The sequence below is a fragment of the Microvirga terrestris genome (assembly GCF_015694425.1).
GTDB lineage: Bacteria > Pseudomonadota > Alphaproteobacteria > Rhizobiales > Beijerinckiaceae > Microvirga > Microvirga terrestris.
In genome coordinates this window covers 95,446-111,699 of the sequence record NZ_JADQDN010000005.1, presented here as the reverse complement: position 1 = coordinate 111,699, position 16,254 = coordinate 95,446, and the positions used below count along the sequence as shown (strand labels likewise).

General features: G+C 63.5%; 21 protein-coding genes. 12 read left to right on the top strand and 9 right to left on the bottom strand.

Features of this window, described 5'->3' with window-relative positions; genetic code table 11:
- Positions 1-114: 114 nt before the first annotated feature.
- The 4 genes from I2H36_RS11705 (at position 115) to I2H36_RS11690 (ending at position 3,368) form a co-directional block, all read left to right on the top strand.
- Positions 115-816, top strand: a complete 702-nt coding sequence (locus tag I2H36_RS11705; RefSeq protein ID WP_196264081.1) for a metal-dependent hydrolase — start codon at positions 115-117, stop codon at positions 814-816.
- Between the two features lie 339 nt (positions 817-1,155).
- The gene (gene gatC / locus I2H36_RS11700) at positions 1,156-1,443 is read left to right on the top strand and encodes an Asp-tRNA(Asn)/Glu-tRNA(Gln) amidotransferase subunit GatC (protein WP_196264080.1); all 288 of its coding nucleotides are present in this window, start codon (positions 1,156-1,158) and stop codon (positions 1,441-1,443) included.
- 105 nt (positions 1,444-1,548) lie between these two features.
- Positions 1,549-3,063 carry an Asp-tRNA(Asn)/Glu-tRNA(Gln) amidotransferase subunit GatA gene (gene gatA / locus I2H36_RS11695; protein WP_196264079.1) on the top strand — a complete coding sequence of 505 codons (1,515 nt, stop codon included), beginning with the start codon at positions 1,549-1,551 and terminating at the stop codon, positions 3,061-3,063.
- A gap of 5 nt (positions 3,064-3,068) precedes the next feature.
- Positions 3,069-3,368, top strand: coding sequence for a hypothetical protein (locus tag I2H36_RS11690; protein ID WP_425523303.1), 300 nt, complete (start codon positions 3,069-3,071; stop codon positions 3,366-3,368).
- Here the strand turns inward: I2H36_RS11690 and I2H36_RS11685 are convergent.
- On the bottom strand, positions 3,365-3,892 hold the full coding sequence (locus I2H36_RS11685) for a hypothetical protein (protein ID WP_196264078.1): 528 nt from the start codon (positions 3,890-3,892) through the stop codon (positions 3,365-3,367). The two genes, I2H36_RS11690 and I2H36_RS11685, sit on opposite strands and share 4 nt — an antisense overlap.
- A 158-nt stretch (positions 3,893-4,050) precedes the next feature.
- Positions 4,051-4,371: an LPXTG cell wall anchor domain-containing protein gene (locus I2H36_RS11680; RefSeq protein ID WP_196264310.1), complete on the bottom strand. Its 321-nt coding sequence runs from the start codon at positions 4,369-4,371 to the stop codon at positions 4,051-4,053.
- A gap of 335 nt (positions 4,372-4,706) precedes the next feature.
- Between I2H36_RS11680 and gatB the strand changes: the two genes are divergently transcribed.
- From gatB to I2H36_RS11660, 4 genes are all read left to right on the top strand, one after another.
- Positions 4,707-6,182: an Asp-tRNA(Asn)/Glu-tRNA(Gln) amidotransferase subunit GatB gene (gene gatB / locus I2H36_RS11675; protein WP_196264077.1), complete on the top strand. Its 1,476-nt coding sequence runs from the start codon at positions 4,707-4,709 to the stop codon at positions 6,180-6,182.
- 64 nt (positions 6,183-6,246) lie between these two features.
- Positions 6,247-6,900, top strand: coding sequence for a GDSL-type esterase/lipase family protein (locus tag I2H36_RS11670; RefSeq protein WP_196264076.1), 654 nt, complete (start codon positions 6,247-6,249; stop codon positions 6,898-6,900).
- Complete coding sequence (locus I2H36_RS11665; protein WP_196264075.1) at positions 6,887-7,402, top strand: GNAT family N-acetyltransferase; 516 nt, start codon at positions 6,887-6,889, stop codon at positions 7,400-7,402. The genes I2H36_RS11670 and I2H36_RS11665 overlap by 14 nt, the downstream gene beginning before the upstream one ends.
- A 33-nt stretch (positions 7,403-7,435) precedes the next feature.
- Positions 7,436-8,071 (top strand): LysE family translocator, encoded by a 636-nt coding sequence (locus tag I2H36_RS11660; RefSeq protein WP_196264074.1) that lies wholly within the window; start codon positions 7,436-7,438, stop codon positions 8,069-8,071.
- A gap of 94 nt (positions 8,072-8,165) precedes the next feature.
- Here the strand turns inward: I2H36_RS11660 and I2H36_RS11655 are convergent, their stop codons facing one another.
- The 3 genes from I2H36_RS11655 to I2H36_RS11645 form a co-directional block, all read right to left on the bottom strand.
- Complete coding sequence (locus tag I2H36_RS11655; protein WP_196264073.1) at positions 8,166-9,572, bottom strand: adenylate/guanylate cyclase domain-containing protein; 1,407 nt, start codon at positions 9,570-9,572, stop codon at positions 8,166-8,168.
- Between the two features lie 193 nt (positions 9,573-9,765).
- Positions 9,766-10,179: a DUF4345 domain-containing protein gene (locus tag I2H36_RS11650; RefSeq protein WP_196264072.1), complete on the bottom strand. Its 414-nt coding sequence runs from the start codon at positions 10,177-10,179 to the stop codon at positions 9,766-9,768.
- A gap of 8 nt (positions 10,180-10,187) precedes the next feature.
- Positions 10,188-11,381 (bottom strand): MFS transporter, encoded by a 1,194-nt coding sequence (locus tag I2H36_RS11645; RefSeq protein ID WP_210331052.1) that lies wholly within the window; start codon positions 11,379-11,381, stop codon positions 10,188-10,190.
- Positions 11,382-11,546: 165 nt separating this feature from the next.
- On the opposite strand from I2H36_RS11645, the gene I2H36_RS11640 reads away from it, so the two are divergent.
- Both I2H36_RS11640 and I2H36_RS11635 read left to right on the top strand, forming a co-directional pair.
- Positions 11,547-12,188 (top strand): glutathione S-transferase family protein, encoded by a 642-nt coding sequence (locus tag I2H36_RS11640; RefSeq protein WP_196264070.1) that lies wholly within the window; start codon positions 11,547-11,549, stop codon positions 12,186-12,188.
- Positions 12,185-12,643, top strand: a complete 459-nt coding sequence (locus I2H36_RS11635; RefSeq protein WP_196264069.1) for a GNAT family N-acetyltransferase — start codon at positions 12,185-12,187, stop codon at positions 12,641-12,643. The genes I2H36_RS11640 and I2H36_RS11635 overlap by 4 nt, the downstream gene beginning before the upstream one ends.
- 6 nt (positions 12,644-12,649) lie before the next feature.
- Here the strand turns inward: I2H36_RS11635 and I2H36_RS11630 are convergent, their stop codons facing one another.
- Positions 12,650-13,105: a hypothetical protein gene (locus I2H36_RS11630; RefSeq protein WP_196264068.1), complete on the bottom strand. Its 456-nt coding sequence runs from the start codon at positions 13,103-13,105 to the stop codon at positions 12,650-12,652.
- A complete protein-coding gene (locus I2H36_RS11625) occupies positions 13,048-13,299 on the bottom strand; it encodes a hypothetical protein (RefSeq protein WP_196264067.1) in 252 nt (83 codons plus the stop codon). Before I2H36_RS11625 ends, I2H36_RS11630 begins: the two co-directional genes overlap by 58 nt.
- Before the next feature lie 188 nt (positions 13,300-13,487).
- On the opposite strand from I2H36_RS11625, the gene I2H36_RS11620 reads away from it, so the two are divergent.
- Positions 13,488-14,195, top strand: a complete 708-nt coding sequence (locus tag I2H36_RS11620; protein ID WP_196264066.1) for a glutathione S-transferase N-terminal domain-containing protein — start codon at positions 13,488-13,490, stop codon at positions 14,193-14,195.
- A 6-nt stretch (positions 14,196-14,201) separates the two neighbouring features.
- On the opposite strand, the gene I2H36_RS11615 is transcribed toward I2H36_RS11620, so the two are convergent.
- Complete coding sequence (locus I2H36_RS11615; RefSeq protein WP_196264065.1) at positions 14,202-14,891, bottom strand: helix-turn-helix transcriptional regulator; 690 nt, start codon at positions 14,889-14,891, stop codon at positions 14,202-14,204.
- A gap of 120 nt (positions 14,892-15,011) precedes the next feature.
- Between I2H36_RS11615 and I2H36_RS11610 the strand changes: the two genes are divergently transcribed.
- The gene (locus tag I2H36_RS11610) at positions 15,012-15,662 is read left to right on the top strand and encodes a LysE family translocator (RefSeq protein WP_196264064.1); all 651 of its coding nucleotides are present in this window, start codon (positions 15,012-15,014) and stop codon (positions 15,660-15,662) included.
- 13 nt (positions 15,663-15,675) lie between these two features.
- On the opposite strand, the gene I2H36_RS11605 is transcribed toward I2H36_RS11610, so the two are convergent.
- Positions 15,676-16,080 carry a DUF2147 domain-containing protein gene (locus I2H36_RS11605; RefSeq protein WP_196264063.1) on the bottom strand — a complete coding sequence of 135 codons (405 nt, stop codon included), beginning with the start codon at positions 16,078-16,080 and terminating at the stop codon, positions 15,676-15,678.
- Positions 16,081-16,254 lie beyond the last annotated feature (174 nt).

Here is a 16,254-nt window from a genome sequence, read left to right as displayed (position 1 = left end):
GCTTGATGTTTATTGCTTAGCTTCATAAACCCCGATCTTCCGTTTTGTTCCTCTGGAACATGGTCAGGGGCTGAAGCCGCTCCATTTCATCTTGCCGAAAACGAGAGTATTTCCATGAAAATCACGTGGTATGGCCATTCCGCCTTCCGGCTCGACTTCGCCGGCAAGGCCGTGCTCATCGATCCCTTCTTTACGGGCAACCCCGCCTTCGAAGGCGACAGGGCGAAGATCACCGAGGGGGTGTCCCACATTCTCCTTACCCACGGCCATGGGGATCACGTGGGCGACACCCTCGACATCGCGAAGGCGACCGGGGCCAAGGTGGTGACGAATTTCGAGCTGTGCATGTATCTGGCCAAGCAAGGTCTTGAGCACTTCGATCCCATGAACACCGGCGGCACGACCGGGCAGGGCGGATTTACCGTGACGCTCGTGCGGGCCGATCATTCATCCGGCCTCGTCGAGATGGACGTGAACTTCCCCCTCGGCAGCGCCAATGGAGTCATCGTCAAGGCCATGAACGAGCCGACAATCTACCACATGGGCGACACGGACATCTTCGGCGACATGGCCCTGATTGCCGAGATCCACCAGCCGGATGTGGTGATCGTGCCCATCGGCGACCGGTTCACCATGGGCCCCGAGGTCGCGGCGCTCGCCGTCGAGCGTTACTTCAAGACCGCGAAGGCGGTGATCCCCTGCCACTACGGCTCCTTCCCCATGATCCTGCCCAACGCCGACCGCTTCGTGGCTGCCATGGACGGCAAGGGCGTTCAGGTGGTGGTGCCGCATAAGACGGTGGGTGTGACGGTTTGATTTTGGACTTTTCGTCATCCCGGACGGCGCAGCCGATCCGGGATTGTTGAACGAGTGTGGCGCTGGAGCCCTCCTCCCCCTTGTGGGGAGGAGTTGGAGGTGGGGGGTGAGCGATAGCCTATGAAGGTCCGGCGCCAACACCCCCACCCTGGCTGTTTCGCAGCCCCCTCCCCACAAGGGGGAGGGAAACAGCACTATATCCTGCACGCGATCCCGGACCTTCGCTACGCTCCGTCCGGGATGACGATGAACATCGGCGCTCCCCACATCCGCCGTTGCCCCCCGGCGCGACCGGGTGCTATAGCCCGGCCAGCAGATTTCCAAGGGGTATGACCATCTATGTCGGTCGATGAGAAAACGGTCCGCCGCATCGCCCATCTGGCGCGCATTGCCGTGACGGATGAGGAGGTGCCCCATCTCCAGGGCGAGATCAACGCCATCCTGTCCTTCGTCGAGCAACTCAACGAAGTGAACGTGGAGGGTATCGAGCCCATGACCTCCGTGACGCCCATGGTGATGAAGAAGCGCCAGGACGGCGTGACCGATGGCGGTTATCCGGAGAAGATCGTCCAGAACGCCCCCGCGACGGAAGACAACTTCTTCCTGGTGCCCAAAGTCGTTGAATAGCAACGTCATCCCGGCCGAAAGAGCCGGGATCGCGCAAACCAGTTATCGCTTCCAGACGATCCCGGATCGCGGCTCCGCCCCGTCCCGGATGACAGGATGATCCCCGTGACCGAACTGACCCATCTCACGATTGCCGAGGCCCGTGACGGCCTGAAGGCCAAGACCTTCTCCGCCACCGAGCTCACGCAGGCCCATGTGGATGCTATTGCGAAGGCGAGGGCGCTCAACGCCTATGTGCTCGAGACGCCGGAAAAGGCGCTCGCCATGGCCAAGGCCTCCGACGAGAAGATCGCCAAGGGCGAGGCCGGTGCGCTCGAGGGCATCCCGCTCGGCATCAAGGACCTGTTCTGCACCGAGGGCGTGGTCTCAACCGCCGGCTCGAAGATCCTCGGCAACTTCAACCCGCCCTACGAATCCACCGTCACCCGGAACCTCTGGAACGACGGCGCCGTGATGCTCGGCAAACTCAACATGGACGAGTTCGCCATGGGCTCCTCCAACGAGACTAGTGCCTTCGGGCCGGTCGTCTCGCCCTGGCGGCGTGAGGGCTCGAACGTGAGCGCGGGCGCTTCTGGGGCGATCGAAGGCACGCATCTCGTGCCCGGCGGTTCCTCGGGCGGTTCGGCGGCGGCTGTTGCCGCCCATCTCTGCCTCGGCGCCACTGCCACCGATACCGGCGGCTCGATCCGCCAGCCGGCGGCTTTCACCGGCACCGTCGGCATCAAGCCGACCTATGGGCGTGTGTCGCGGTGGGGCACGGTGGCGTTCGCCTCGTCGCTGGATCAGGCCGGCCCGATCACCCGCTCGGTGCGCGACTCGGCCATCATGCTGCGCTCCATGGCGAGCCCCGACCCCAAGGACACCACCTGCGTCGACCTGCCGGTTCCGGATTTCGAGGCGGCGGTCTCCCGCGGCGTGAAGGGCCTCAAGATCGGCATTCCGAAGGAATACCGGATCGACGGCATGTCGCCCGAGATCGAGCAGCTCTGGCACCAGGGCGCGGAATGGCTGCGTGCAGCCGGCGCCGAGATCGTCGAGGTGTCGCTGCCGCACACCAAGTACGCGCTGCCGGCCTATTACATCGTGGCGCCTGCCGAGGCGTCCTCGAACCTCGCCCGCTATGACGGCGTGCGCTACGGCCTGCGCGAGAACGGCCGGGATATCGCCGATCTCTACGAGAAGAGCCGCGCTGCCGGCTTCGGTCGCGAGGTCAAGCGCCGCATCATGATCGGCACCTATGTTCTGTCTGCCGGCTATTACGATGCCTATTACGTGCGGGCCCAGAAGCTGCGCACCCTCATCAAACGCGATTTCGAGGAAGTCTACGCGCAGGGCGTTCACGCCATCCTGACCCCGGCAACCCCGTCCGCCGCCTTCGGCATCGGCGAGAAGGGCTCAGGCGATCCGGTGGAGATGTACCTCAACGACATCTTCACCGTGACGGTGAACATGGCGGGCCTGCCGGGGATCGCCGTCCCGGCCGGACTCGATGCCCAGGGGCTGCCCTTGGGCCTCCAGCTCATTGGCCGCGCCTTCGACGAGGAGACCCTCTTCGCCGCTGGTCAGGTGATCGAGGATTCCGCCGGCCGCATCAGGCTGCCCCAGGCCTGGTGGGCTTGATCTCGGTGGGTCCGACCGTACCTGTCGTCACCCTCTGGGACTGGCTGCCTGCCGCCTTCGATCCGGTGCTGATCCTGATTGCCGTCTGGCTCGGCTGGAAGGCCGACCAGTTCGGCAAGGTGCTGATTATCGGCATGGTCGCCCTCGCCGTCTCCGTGCTCGTCTCCTGGGCCATCAGCAGCTTAGGGATCCCCTGGATCGCGCCCGTGCGGTCCGATGGGCTCACCCTGTTCCCCGTGCGATTCATCGCCTCCATGCTCTGGGCGAGCGGCGCCTATGCCGCCCGCCGGCTGGCGAGGAGTTAGGTCTCGGCCAGCCCAGCGCCGGAACCGGCCGGGCTGCCGAGCGCTGTAGCGATCTCTGCCAGGGTGGCCTTCTCGGCATCGCTGACGGCCACGCCGCCGAAGCCGAGGAAACCGCCTTCCTTGCCGGCCTCCGCTGACTTCTGGGCCACGCTCCAGAGCCAGGACTTGAAGGCCGCCGCCTCGTCGGGAGCCTTGGCATCGAGCAGGCCCGATACGGCATGAAGCTCCTCGATGGCCTTACGTTTGATGTCGGCGAACTCGCTACCCTTGAACTGCGCCTGGAACGACTCGCGCACGGCACTGCGCGTCTCGGTGTTGCTGATGTCATCGGCCACGGCCTTCACAAGCGACGTGGCCTGAGCATCCTGCTTGGCTTCGAGCAGCGCCCAGCCGCTGGACATTGATTCCTGCAGCAGGCTCCAGAGCCCGCCCGGGTCGGCCGCGGTGATCGCCATGCTGGCCACAACGGGGCTTGCAACAAGCCGGGACCATTCCTCAGGGGTGAAGCTCGACTTGTTCGCCATGGTTGGCCTCCTGATTTGCAGCCGGTGGGATACTCCCAAGCGAAAGCGCTCAAGCTTGTGCTTGGTTCCCTCGCGGGCTCATGGCGCAGAGCCCAAAAAGGAATGGGCCCGACCGTGAGGTCAGGCCCATCCTGCGCAGTGAAACGCGAGACGCTAGATTACTGCGGGTTGGCCGGGGCCTTCGGGGCGGCCGGAGCCGCCGGAGCCGGGGTGGTCGGGGTCGCCGGAGCGGTCGAGGAACCGCCGGTGGCGCCGGAACCGGTGCGCGGTGCAGAGCTTTCCGTCTGGGTGCCGGTGCTGCCGGTCGTGCTCGGCTCGTTGCTGCCGCCATCATAGAAGAGGAAAGCGAGCAGGCCGAGAGCGATAACAAGACCGCCGATCACGTAAGCAAGTGTGTTAGAACCGCGGCCAGTGTTATCGTAGACATTGGTCTCACGATTGTAGACGTTGGGTTCGCGATCCATCGGATCCATAGCCATTTTGAAACTCCTTGACCGTTTTACCTCCCGAACAACGCCGTATGTGGGATGGAGTTTCATCGCAGCGTGGCAATTATTTTCGAAATCTGTGCATAAATTATTTCTGATCTTAACGATTAGGCCATCACCCTGAACGTCCGTTCATCCGGAAAGGGGTTGACCGGGTTGAGCGCCGCTCGTACTCCGGCTAGAGCATCGTGCGGAAAAGTGGACCCGGTTTTCCGCCTCAAACGATGCTCTCATTTATGAAAGAGGCATCGGATGGGTCCCGAAAGTGCATTCCACTTTTGGGTCCGCTGCTTTAGCAAATACAAGAGATTAAAGGCGCAAGGCTCATGAACGCTCCGGTCAACCCTAAGAAGCTCATCAAAGGTGCGACAGGCGATTGGGAAATCGTCATCGGCATGGAGATCCATGCCCAGGTGACGAGCCAAGCCAAGCTGTTCTCCGGCGCCTCCACGGCCTTCGGCGGCGATCCGAACAGCCACGTTTCCTTGGTGGACGCGGCCATGCCTGGCATGCTGCCGGTGATCAATGAGGAATGCGTGCGCCAGGCGATCCGCACGGGCCTAGGCCTCAAGGCCGAGATCAACCTGCGCAGCACCTTCGACCGTAAGAACTATTTCTACCCGGACCTGCCGCAGGGCTATCAGATCAGCCAGTACAAGAGCCCCATCGTGGGCGAGGGCGAGGTGATCGTGGACGTGCCGGAGACCGGCGAGACGATCACCGTACGTATCGAGCGTCTGCACCTCGAGCAGGATGCTGGCAAGTCGATCCACGACCTGCACCCGACCATGAGTTTCGTCGACCTCAACCGCTCCGGCGTAGCCCTGATGGAAATCGTGTCGAAGCCGGACCTGCGCTCGTCCGACGAGGCGCGCGCCTATGTGACCAAGCTGCGCACGATCCTGCGCTATCTCGGCACCTGCGACGGCGACATGGACAAGGGCAATCTCCGCGCCGACGTGAACGTCTCCGTGCGCCGCCCCGGCGACGAGCTCGGCACGCGCTGCGAGATCAAGAACGTCAACTCCATCCGCTTCATCGGCCAAGCGATCGAATACGAGGCGCGTCGCCAGATCGCGATCCTCGAGGATGGCGGCAAAATCGACCAGGAGACCCGCCTCTACGATCCGGCCAAGGGCGAGACCCGCTCCATGCGCTCTAAGGAGGAGGCGCACGATTACCGCTACTTCCCCGATCCGGACCTGCTGCCGCTCGAGTTTAACCAGGCATACGTGGACGATCTCGCGAAAGGACTGCCGGAACTGCCCGATGAGAAGAAGGCGCGGTTCATGGCCGATTACGGCCTCTCGCCCTATGACGCGAGCGTGCTGGTGGCCGAGCGCGCCTCCGCCGACTTCTTCGAGGAGGTGGCGAAGGGCCGGGACGGCAAGGCGGCTGCGAACTGGATCATCAACGAGCTGTTCGGCCGCCTGAACAAGGAAGGCAAGGACATCTCGGAGACCCCGGTCTCGGCCGCCCAGCTCGGCGTCATCATCGAGCTCATCGGCGAGAACGTGATCTCGGGCAAGATCGCCAAGGACCTGTTCGAGATCGTATTCACGGAAGGCGGCGATCCGCGCGAACTCGTGGAACAGCGCGGCATGAAGCAGGTGACCGACACCGGCGCCATCGAGAAGGCCGTGGACGAGATCATCGCGGCCAATCCCGACAAGGTGGAGCAGGCGAAGGCGAAGCCCACCCTGCTTGGCTGGTTCGTGGGCCAGACCATGAAGGCCACCGGCGGCAAGGCCAACCCCCAGGCCCTCAACGAGATCCTCAAGCGCAAGCTTGGGATCGAGTAGGGCCGATAGGCCATCCCGGCGGAGCGCGCCAGCGCCCGCCGGAACTCATGCAGGCACTGATCCCGTGACCTCGCAACCCAGTCCCTTCGCCTCGCACTGGCTGATCCGCGACATCGTGATCGCCTCGCACCGTGCCGCCGTCGGGCCGGGCGGCCTTCTCTTCGTCGGGGACTCCCTGGTGGAAGGCTTCTATTGGAACGGCATCGCCTCGTTGCCCGTACTGAATGCCGGCTATTCCGGCATCTGGACCGAGGCGCTCGAGCCGCGGGTGCCGCTTCTGCTGAACTCTGCTGAGCCCAGCATTGCTGTGCTGCTCGTCGGCACGAATGACGCCAAGAAGGATTGCAGCGAGAGGGCTCTCGACGAGGTCACGCAGCACTTCGAGACAATCATTCGCCACTTCGAAGCTGCCACCGTGCCGGTGATCGTCATGACACCGCCGCCGGTCGAGCGGGCGAAGCGCCTCACGAGCTTCTATTCGGCGGAGGCCATGGCTTCCTTGAGCCGTCGAATCGTGCAGATTGCGAACGGTCGTGCGGCCGCCATTGTCGATTTGCACAGAGCCTTGGGCGATGGCGAGGGAGCAGCGCGCGGAGGAGTAACAACGGACGGCGTTCATCTGTCGGCGAAGGCCTACCGCCAGCTGCACGACATGCTCGAAACGACGGTCGGCTCGGTGACCATGAGGGGCAATGATGAATCTGATGCTGCAAGTTGAAGACCTCCCGGTGGTCCGCCCTGTCCGCGATGGCGACGCGCAGGATCTCTACGGGCTGATCGCGGTCTGCTATGCGGATTATCCCGGCTGCTTCGTCGATCCCCACGATGACCTGCCCGATCTGCGCGCACCGAGCACATCGTATGATGAGACCGGCGGCGCCTTCTGGGCCGTCGAGGACGAGCGTGAACGCGTCTGCGCCTGCGTGGCGGTGGATTTCCCGGAAAGCGATACTGCGGAACTGCACCGGCTTTATGTGCGTCCGGACCAGCGCGGGATGGGGTTGGGTTCGCGCCTCGTCCATCAGGCCGAGGCGTACGCGCGCCGCAAGGGCGCGTCACGGATCGTCCTGTGGTCCGACACGCGTTTCACGACTGCGCACCGGCTCTACACGCGGTTGGGCTATGTGCAGGGCGAAGGACAGCGACAGCTCGCCGACATTTCGCAGTCGGCGGAGTATCGGTTTGAAAAGAAGCTTGAAAGCATCCAGGCTTCAGTCTGACCGGGTGTGGATTACAGGACAGGAGCAGCGTTCATGATGTTCGAAGTGGCCGGCATCTTTGCCGGAATCGTGCTTGCCCAGATATCGCCCGGCCCGAATCTCATGGCCGTGTCCTCCATCGCCCTGGGAGGCGGGCGCGCGCCCGGCGCCATCGCTGCGGCCGGGATCGCAACAGGCGTGTTCATCTGGTCCATCCTGTTCGCGTTCGGGATCGGTGCAGTGCTCAAAGCCTTTCCTCAAGCCATTACCGCGATGCGGCTTCTCGGTGGAGGCTACCTGATTTATCTGGGGCTGCGCGCCCTGAGGACGGCCTTCGTGCCATCAGCGAAGAAGCCGGCTCAGGAGCGCACCGAGATGCCCGCGGGGGAGGCCTACCGCCGCGGATTTTTCGTGGTCATGACCAATCCGAAAGCTGCCCTGATGTGGGTCGCGATCTCCATGTATCTGGCCTCTTTGAGCCTCTCCAAGCTTCAGTTCCTGGCCATCGGCATCGGGGCTTCCGCATCGGCCATGATCATCTACGGTACCTACGCGCTGATCTTCTCGACCGGAATCGCCATGCGGGCCTATGCCCGGTTCTTTCGTGTCATCGAAGGAAGTTTCGGCGCCGTCTTCGGCGCCATCGGCGCGAAGGTCCTCGTCGATGGCATACGTGAGCTGAGAGTTTGACGGAGCGCGTCAGGCCACCCCGTTCTCTCCCGCATAGCGGTTGGCGACCTGTGTCTGCCACAGGCACAGGACCGGCGCGACTGGGCGGTGAGACTTACGGAATCTCATAAACCGAGACCTCGTCGTTGAGCCCGCGCAGGGCCGTCTTCTGCAGCGTCGGGTGAAGGCCCTGCTTCTCGATGATCCGCGAAGATCGCGGGTTTTCGACCACGGAACCGGTCGCGAAGATCGAGCGCGACATGGCGAGGCCTTGTACCCGGGAAGCGATGTTCACCGTCTGGCCGAAATAGTCCTGACGGTCGTTGAGCGTCACGGCGAGGCACGGCCCTTCGTGAATGCCGATCTTGAGCAGCAGATCCTCGTTTCCACGCTCCTCGTTGAGGCGGCGCATCGCCTCGCGCATGCGCAAAGCGGCCGAAATCGCATGATCCGGCGTCGGGAAGGTCGCCATCACCGCGTCGCCGATGGTCTTCACTACGGCGCCGGACTCGGAGGCGACGATCTCGTTCAGAACCTGGAAATGCGACCGCACGAGATCATAGGCTACAAGGTCGCCGACGCGCTCGTAGAGTTGCGTCGAGCCCTTCAGATCGGTGAAGAGGAACGTGAGGCTCGTGATCTTCAGGCGCTGGTCGATGTCGAGCGTGTCGGTGCGGTAGAGATCGCGGAAAGTCTGGTTGGTAAGCAGGCGCTTTGCCGTAAGGAAGGGACGGCGGCGATTCAGCAGATGATGCAGCTTGTCGTCCGCGACCCAGACCGAAGGCAGGGCGCGCCTGTTGGTGCGGTTCTCGATCGAGATGCGCAAGGGGCCGGGCCGCATGACGAGGGTCTGGTGCTGCGGATGGGTCTCGTTGATGATGAGCGACAGGCTCTGGCGCTCGCGGGTTGGCTCGCCCTGCACGTCGATGAACTGTGCCGCGTGAGTCACCGGCTCGAAGACGATCACGAACTCCTCCGGAAGCTGCAGAGACATGATCGCTCTCTCGCCCGGCGGCAGTTCGACGGCGTCGAGCACGATCTCGTCCATCATGCGCTCGAAATCTTCGGGCAGGTCGACGCCGGAGCCCCAGAAGATCTGGCGCGCATATTCATGCAACGGCAGGGTGTCGGGATCGTGCGCTGCGATCTTGCGGACGCGCGGGCTGACCGTGAAGGTGACCTCCACCATTTCATCGAGAGTTGGCTCGTAGCCCGCCGAGCAGAGGGCGCAGCTATATTCGTCCCGATTGACCGACTTCAGGCTCATGCCCGATTCAAGGACGCCGCCGCATCCGGGGCAAAGGACATTCCAGGACATCTCGAACAGCCCGAGCCGGGAGGCATGGAGGAAGGCGGCAATCACGCCGTCCTCGTCGAAGCCATGCCTGGCAGCGAAGGCGAGCGCATTGATGCGGTTCAGTTCATGATCTGGGGCATCCCGGATCAGACGCTCGATGGCATCGACGATGCCGGCATCGGCCGATTGCCGAAGAATGGCGAGGAGCTTTTCGTGTTCGTTCATGGTGCAACCTCCTTCGAGGTGCGAACCGGGCCGTGGATCATCCATGGCTCATGTCAATGCGAAGCGCCCGCTGGCGCGCCTGCGACGGCGCACCCCGGCTGCATGTCTCAAGGTGTCAGGATGCGCCCGCAATCCGGCAATGTCGGGGCAGGAGGAGCGACGACGGCGGCCCCTTTTGCGAAGGGCTCATCCCTTAAGCCACCCCATGCTCCTCCGCATAGCGGTTGGCGACCCGTGTCTGCCAGAGGCACAGGACCGGGGCGACGATCAGTTCGACGATCAGGCCGCCGACCATGAAGAGCGACGGGAGCCCGGTCAGGCCGAGACCGATCAGCCGTCCCAAACCGCCAATGACCACGAGCAGCGTAAGAAGCCTGAAGCGGCCCGTATGGATCTCGATGGAGGGCAGGGTGCTCCAGAAGCACAGGCCGATGCCCAGCAGCAGGCCGGATAGAAATCGGAAGTGACTCTCCGCCGAAATGCTCACCGCATCGCCCGTGAGCGCCTGCCCGAACAGAACGCCATAGAGCCCGGTTGCGACCGGAATGGCGGCGACGATCGCCACACTCTGCTGCAGGAGCCTTCGCTCACGTTCCTTGCTGGGCATGTAGTCTCCTATCTGTTGGCCTGCTTGAGAACAGGCGCTGCACTGACGGCGGCGATGACGCCGATTGCACCCATCACCAGCGAAATGCCGCCGATCACAAGGCTTGGGCCTTCCGGACCCGAGAACAGGCCTACCAGCAACCCGGCCAGAGGCTGGGATAGGTTGTTGACGGTAATCATCGCACCGGTTGTCTTGCCGAAATCCTTCTGCGGAATGATCTTCTGGCGCAGGCTCCTGAGATAGATGGTGAACATCCTGTCGAAGCCGAGCACGAGAATGTAGCCTGCGGCATAGACCCCGTAACTGGGGCTGATCGCCGTCAGCAGGCCGCCGATGAAGATCGCCGTGTAGCCGATAGCCCCCATCGCCCTCAGCGGGATGATGACATGGGCCAGGAAAGCCAGGATCGCGATGCTCGCGATGGCGCTGGCGGTCTGCAGGAGCGCGTAGCTCTGCTCGGACTGGCCATGGATGCCCGTCACCATCGCGGCCGATGTGGCGAGCGTCGCGCCGAAGACGAAGTTCAGCCCGGCCGACAGCGCGGCGGCCCTTCGCAGTCCGGGCAGATGCCAGATGTGCTTGAGGGCGATGCGGAAAGGATCGACCCAGCGGTCATAGGCCGCCTCCGGTGGAGCGAGTTCGATCCGGCTCGACCGATGCCACAGGGTGAGCCCGAGATCCGCCAGCAGGAACAGAAACGCCGTGATGCCGACCACGATCTGCCACGGCCACAGGCCGAGCAGGGCGGCCGCCAGGATCGGGCCGATCACCATCCCGAGCTGATCGCCCAGCTGCGAATAGGACAGCACCTTCTCGAACCGCTGCTGCCTGAAGATCTGGGGTAGCATCACCTCCCGGGCCAGAAACCCCTGCGTGGAGAGGATCCCGCACACCGCCGACAGCGCGACCAGCCAGCCGACGCCGCCAAGAAGCTCGTGGCCTGCAACGCCCATAGCGCAGGTGAGCAGGCGGAAGCGCTGGCTGATGACCAGCAGGGTCACCGGCGACCGGCGATCGCAGAGGATGCCGCAGACGGAGAACAGCAGGTATCGGGGCAGAGTCTCGATGAAGAAGGCCAGGCCCGACAGGGCAGGGCTCTGCGTCGTCTGGAACACCACGAGGGGCACCAGAAACAGCAGCATCTGATCCGCCAGGCGGGCGAAGAAGAGAGAGATGAAGAAGCTGATGTCCCTGGCGCGCACTGGAATTCCCCTGCTATCGACCCGGTGCGGCCGTCTGATGCAATACCCTGTCATAGTATCTGTCGGTGTCGGGCGCCAGATCACAGGTCTTTGAGGGGAGGTTCTTTCCTGTTGGAAAAGAGGCGTCTAGGGTTGCGGCCAACAGCATCGCTCGAGGGGGCTTTCATGGCGACACGGTTCGAACTTCACGGAATTGCCTTTTCCGGCCCGACCTACAAGGTCGGCCTGCTGCTGACTCTGGCGGGCGAGCCGTTCGACTATGTCCATGTCAACATGATGCAGGGCGAGCATAAGCAGCCGCCGCATCTGTCCAAGCAGCGCTATGGGCAGGTTCCTCTGCTCATCGACCGCAACAACGGCCGCCATCTCTGCCAGTCCGCCGCCATCATGGAATATCTCGCCGACATGACGGGCAAGTTCGGCGGCGCCAATCTCGACGAGCGCCTGCAGGCGCGGGAATGGATGTACTGGGATTTCGACCGGCTCGCCTCGAATGTCTATCGCGCCAGGACGATCAAGCTCGGCATCCGTGCCGCCGGACCGGAGGTGCTGGAGTTCAGCCAGGCTGGAGGCAACGCCGCCCTGAAGGTGCTCGATGAGCATCTCGCCGGCCGCAACTGGATCGTCGGTGAGGGCGTCACCATCGCGGACATCGACGTTTATGGCGTTGTTGCCTTCGCGGACGACGGCGGCTTCGACCTCGGCGCCTATCCGGGCATTCAGGCCTGGGTGAAACGGGTTGAGGCGCTGCCCGGATTCAAAGGCCGGAAGGATCTGCTGCCGATGGAATCCCGGGCGGCCGCATGAGCAATCTGGTGATCCGCGAAGCGCAGGCCGGCGATCTCGAAGCGATCATCCGCCTGCATGAAGAGGATGAGCTGGGCTCCCATGGTGACGCGTGGTCGCCTGAGACGAAGCCAGCCTACGAGGCCGCTTTCGCCGCCATCGAGCGCAGCCCCGAGAACCGGCTGTTCGTGGCGGTCGACCGCCATGAGATCGTCGGCACGTTCCAGCTCACTTTCATTCCTAATCTCACGGGACGTGGTGCCATGCGGGTGAAGGTGGAGAGCGTGAAGGTGAAAGCTGTGCGACGCTCCAGCGGCATCGGCGCCAGGATGATGGCCTTCGCGGAAGACCACGCCCGCACACACGGCGCCCGCGCCATGGAGCTCACCTCCAACAAGACGCGCGGCGACGCCCACCGCTTCTACGAGCGTCTCGGCTTCTCCCGCAGCCATGAGGGCTTCAAGAAGAAGCTGTAAAGCCCATCAGTTCAGCGTGTAGATCTCGTGCCGGGCTGTGCCGGGCGGACCTTTGCGGATCGTCACGCTCGCGTCCTGCGCCAGCGGGTGAGTCTTCAGGATGCGCTCGACGGCGCGGTACATCGCTTCCGCGTCCGGGCCGTAGAGATAGATGATCGTGTCGGTCGCCCCGATGGCATGGCCGTCGAGTTCGCCGAGCCCCCCCAAAGCGATCTCCAACTGGCTCTCGAAGCCTGCGAGGCTGTATTCCTCGTAGATGGCGGGAGGAAGCGACTCTCCATCGAGGCGGATGAAGAGAGCCTGCTGTGGCGGCACGGCTCTGAGCGCAGGAGCCGGTTGCCGGGTGATGATGCGGGAGAGCCAGTTCACGGAGACCTCCTGTTGGTTCGGGGTGTCTCGACCGTTCAGGCTTTCGTGCCGTCCTTCAGGCGCTTGTTGCAGGCGCTCCAGAACTTCGGCCATTTCATATCCTTGTCGACCTTGCCGCCGGCCTTGGCTTCTTTCCACTCGAGGCTGCACTTGCTCATGCGCTCGCGGGCGGCCATTTGGGCGGCGCTCGGCTCCTTCTTGGGCTTGGCCTCGGTGGCCTGCACGGCACCGGCGAGCGCGAAGGTCATCGCAGCAGCGAGAGCCGCGTTCACAAGTCGGTTCATCATCGAATCACCCCCACGGCGAATTGCTTATGTTATAAACTTTCTGAATCTTCGCGCCGCAACATGCAAGCCCCGATGAGCTGCCATGCGTCGATTTCGTGGATTTTCGTTGCAGGTGAGGGTGTCAGCCCCGATCTTATGTCTTAACGTCCCCGGACGAATGCGTATCGTAACCTGAAGAGAGGCGTTTCATGGCGGCTTCCGTGCAGCAACCGATCGATCTCTATTACTGGCCGACCCCGAACGGGTGGAAGATCACCATCATGCTCGAGGAATGCGGGCTGCCTTATACGATCCACCCGGTGAATATCGGCAAGGGCGATCAGTTCAAGCCGGAATTCCTGAACATCTCGCCCAACAACAAGATGCCGGCCATCGTCGATCACGACGGGCCTGGGGACGAGCCGATCTCCGTGTTCGAGTCAGGCGCCATCCTGCAATATCTCGGCCGCAAGACCGGGCAGTTCTATCCGCAGGATGAGAGGGCGCGCGTCGAGGTCGATCAATGGCTGTTCTGGCAAATGGGCGGCTTCGGCCCCATGCTGGGGCAGGCGCACCATTTCCGCATCTATGCGCCGGAAAAAGTGCCCTATGCCATCGACCGCTACACCAACGAGACCAACCGCCTCTACGGCGTGCTGAACAACCGCCTTGCTGACCGGGAATTCGTCGCCGGCGCGTATTCCATCGCCGACATGGCCATCGCCCCCTGGGCGAAGCTGTGGGAGCGCCAGGGCCAGAACATCGAGGAGTTCCCGCACGTGAAGCGCTGGCTCGAGACGATGCTGGCCCGTCCGGCGGTCCTGCGCGGCATCAAGGTCAGCTCCGAGGACCGCAACAAGACCGACCTGACCGACCCGGCCGTTCAGGCCGTGCTGTTCGGCCAGAAGGCGCGGTAAGGCAGCTTATGAGCCTGCGGTCGCCCAGCCAGCGACCCAATCCCGCCTGAGGTGCTCGCCCTCGCCAGGGAATCGGTCGTCCCTGACCTCGCTTCCCTCGATCCGGTCGGTTCGGAAGTGCCGGATCGCTTCCCTAAGTTCGCACCACGCGACTATGGTGGCAGCCTCAGAATAATAGATCAGCGCAAAGGGCCTGATCGTCCGGCGGGTCGTTCGGCCCTGCTCGTCGCGATAGGTCACATCGAGCTTTCTCTCCTGCCGGATGGCATCGCGGACCAGCGAGAGATCGATGCCCTCCGGGGCTGGCGTGATCGTGCCCCAGGCGTGAAGGGCGTTCGCTTCGAGCGACGTCCGCAGCGGCGCCGGAACCGCCGAGGCGATCTTGCGGCTCGCGTGTCTGGCCGCCGCCTTCAGGCCGGTGTCCCCGGTCCGCTCCAGAAGCGCGAGCCCGAGCACCATCGCTTCGATTTCCTCGACGGCAAACATGAGCGGCGGCAGCTCGAACCCGGGGCGCAGCACATAGCCGATGCCGCGGCCGCCCTCGATCGGAACACGCATTCCTTGAAGAGCCGCGATATCGCGGTAAACGGAGCGGGCTGTGACTTCGAGTTGCTCGGCGATGCGGGCAGCCGTGACCGGCGCACGTGCGAGCCTCAGAATCTGGATGATCTCGAACAGCCGCGCAGCCTTGCGCATTCCCGTCTCCCGCCTGGCCTCACACAACTGACACAGCGCTGTCAGTTGGCCCTCTTTATACCAGCCACGCTCGGTTGAGGGAGCTTTGCCTCGAACCGAAGAAGCCGGCACGGGGTGGGAATGAGCTACACTGAAAATCTCTGGGTCTTCTTCGCCCTTCTTCTCGGCATCATCATCGTGCCGGGCATGGACATGATGTTCGTCTTGGCCAATGCCCTGGCCGATGGCCGGCGCGGCGGAATGGCCGCTACCGCCGGGATCATCCTGGGGGGCGTTTTCCACACGGCTTTCGGTGTCCTGGGCGTCGGCGTCGTCCTGCAATTCGCCCCCAGCGTGTTTGCCGTGCTGATCGTCGCGGGTGCGGCTTACATGGCCTGGATCGGCTTCAGTCTCGCGCGAAGCTCCCTGACGGTCGATCTCGACGGTCCTGCCCTTCGGCGCTCTCCCTGGGTCGCCTTCCGCCAGGGCGCCGTGACGTCCGTCATCAACCCGAAAGCCTACATGTTCACCCTGTCGGTCTTTCCGCAGTTCATCGCCCCGCGCTACGGCTCATTGTGGTGGCAGGGGCTTGTACTCGGGATCCTGGTCCTGCTCGCCCAATTCAGCGTCTATGGCGGGCTGGCGCTCCTGGCCGGCCGCAGCCGCGATGCGCTTCTCTCAAATCCCCGGGTGACCGTCGCGATCACCCGGGCTGTCGGTATCCTGCTTGTGCTCGTCGCCGCCCTCACGGCCTGGCAGGGGTGGCGGAACACGATGGCGGTTCATCCCTGATCGGGTTCGGGCCCTAGTTCACCTTCGTCCAGGTCTGCGACTTGCAGATCAGGCCACCGAAGACACAGCCGGAGAGCTGCAGGGCTTTGGGGCTCGTGACCTTGAGCTTGCCTGTATAGGTCTTGCCATCCTGCGGGTTGTAGAGCTGGCCCTTGTAGCCATCCCCGTCCGGCTTGAGGTCCCAGATCATCTGGACGCCCACGATGGCGCGGTCCCGCAGCTTCGGGTCGGCGTTGTTGGTATCCTTCTGATAGGTCGAGGCGGCGATGGTGCCGCAATACTCGGCCCCGCATCGGGCGATCCTGACCCGGGTATCGCCGCTCTGGGTCACCCAGGTGCCGCTCGGGTCGGCCGACTGGGCCTGGGCCGGAAGGGCCAGCATGACAAGGCCGAAGGCGGCAAGGAAAGCTTTTTTCATTGTTGACTCCCTTTACGTCGGTCTTCATCGGACCGCTCTGGGACAAGACTAGGGCATCGTGCGGAAAAGTGGACCCAGCTCTCCGGTTAAGCTTTCCAAGCGGGCAGGGCAAAAGGCGCTTGAGGCCAGGGGGGCTCGCCGCTATAAGCGCCCCACTTCACAATTTCCCTCATA

Bases quoted from the DNA above. Each gene is read 5' to 3' on its own strand.
- I2H36_RS11705 (WP_196264081.1), top strand. From the start codon at position 115: ATGAAAATCACGTGGTATGGCCATTCCGCCTTCCGGCTCGACTTCGCC.
- gatC (WP_196264080.1), top strand. From the start codon at position 1,156: ATGTCGGTCGATGAGAAAACGGTCCGCCGCATCGCCCATCTGGCGCGC.
- I2H36_RS11685 (WP_196264078.1), bottom strand. From the start codon at position 3,892: ATGGCGAACAAGTCGAGCTTCACCCCTGAGGAATGGTCCCGGCTTGTT.
- I2H36_RS11680 (WP_196264310.1), bottom strand. From the start codon at position 4,371: ATGGCTATGGATCCGATGGATCGCGAACCCAACGTCTACAATCGTGAG.
- gatB (WP_196264077.1), top strand. From the start codon at position 4,707: ATGAACGCTCCGGTCAACCCTAAGAAGCTCATCAAAGGTGCGACAGGC.
- I2H36_RS11665 (WP_196264075.1), top strand. From the start codon at position 6,887: ATGCTGCAAGTTGAAGACCTCCCGGTGGTCCGCCCTGTCCGCGATGGC.
- I2H36_RS11660 (WP_196264074.1), top strand. From the start codon at position 7,436: ATGATGTTCGAAGTGGCCGGCATCTTTGCCGGAATCGTGCTTGCCCAG.
- I2H36_RS11655 (WP_196264073.1), bottom strand. From the start codon at position 9,572: ATGAACGAACACGAAAAGCTCCTCGCCATTCTTCGGCAATCGGCCGAT.
- I2H36_RS11650 (WP_196264072.1), bottom strand. From the start codon at position 10,179: ATGCCCAGCAAGGAACGTGAGCGAAGGCTCCTGCAGCAGAGTGTGGCG.
- I2H36_RS11640 (WP_196264070.1), top strand. From the start codon at position 11,547: ATGGCGACACGGTTCGAACTTCACGGAATTGCCTTTTCCGGCCCGACC.
- I2H36_RS11635 (WP_196264069.1), top strand. From the start codon at position 12,185: ATGAGCAATCTGGTGATCCGCGAAGCGCAGGCCGGCGATCTCGAAGCG.
- I2H36_RS11630 (WP_196264068.1), bottom strand. From the start codon at position 13,105: ATGGCCGAAGTTCTGGAGCGCCTGCAACAAGCGCCTGAAGGACGGCAC.
- I2H36_RS11625 (WP_196264067.1), bottom strand. From the start codon at position 13,299: ATGATGAACCGACTTGTGAACGCGGCTCTCGCTGCTGCGATGACCTTC.
- I2H36_RS11620 (WP_196264066.1), top strand. From the start codon at position 13,488: ATGGCGGCTTCCGTGCAGCAACCGATCGATCTCTATTACTGGCCGACC.
- I2H36_RS11615 (WP_196264065.1), bottom strand. From the start codon at position 14,891: ATGCGCAAGGCTGCGCGGCTGTTCGAGATCATCCAGATTCTGAGGCTC.
- I2H36_RS11610 (WP_196264064.1), top strand. From the start codon at position 15,012: ATGAGCTACACTGAAAATCTCTGGGTCTTCTTCGCCCTTCTTCTCGGC.
- I2H36_RS11605 (WP_196264063.1), bottom strand. From the start codon at position 16,080: ATGAAAAAAGCTTTCCTTGCCGCCTTCGGCCTTGTCATGCTGGCCCTT.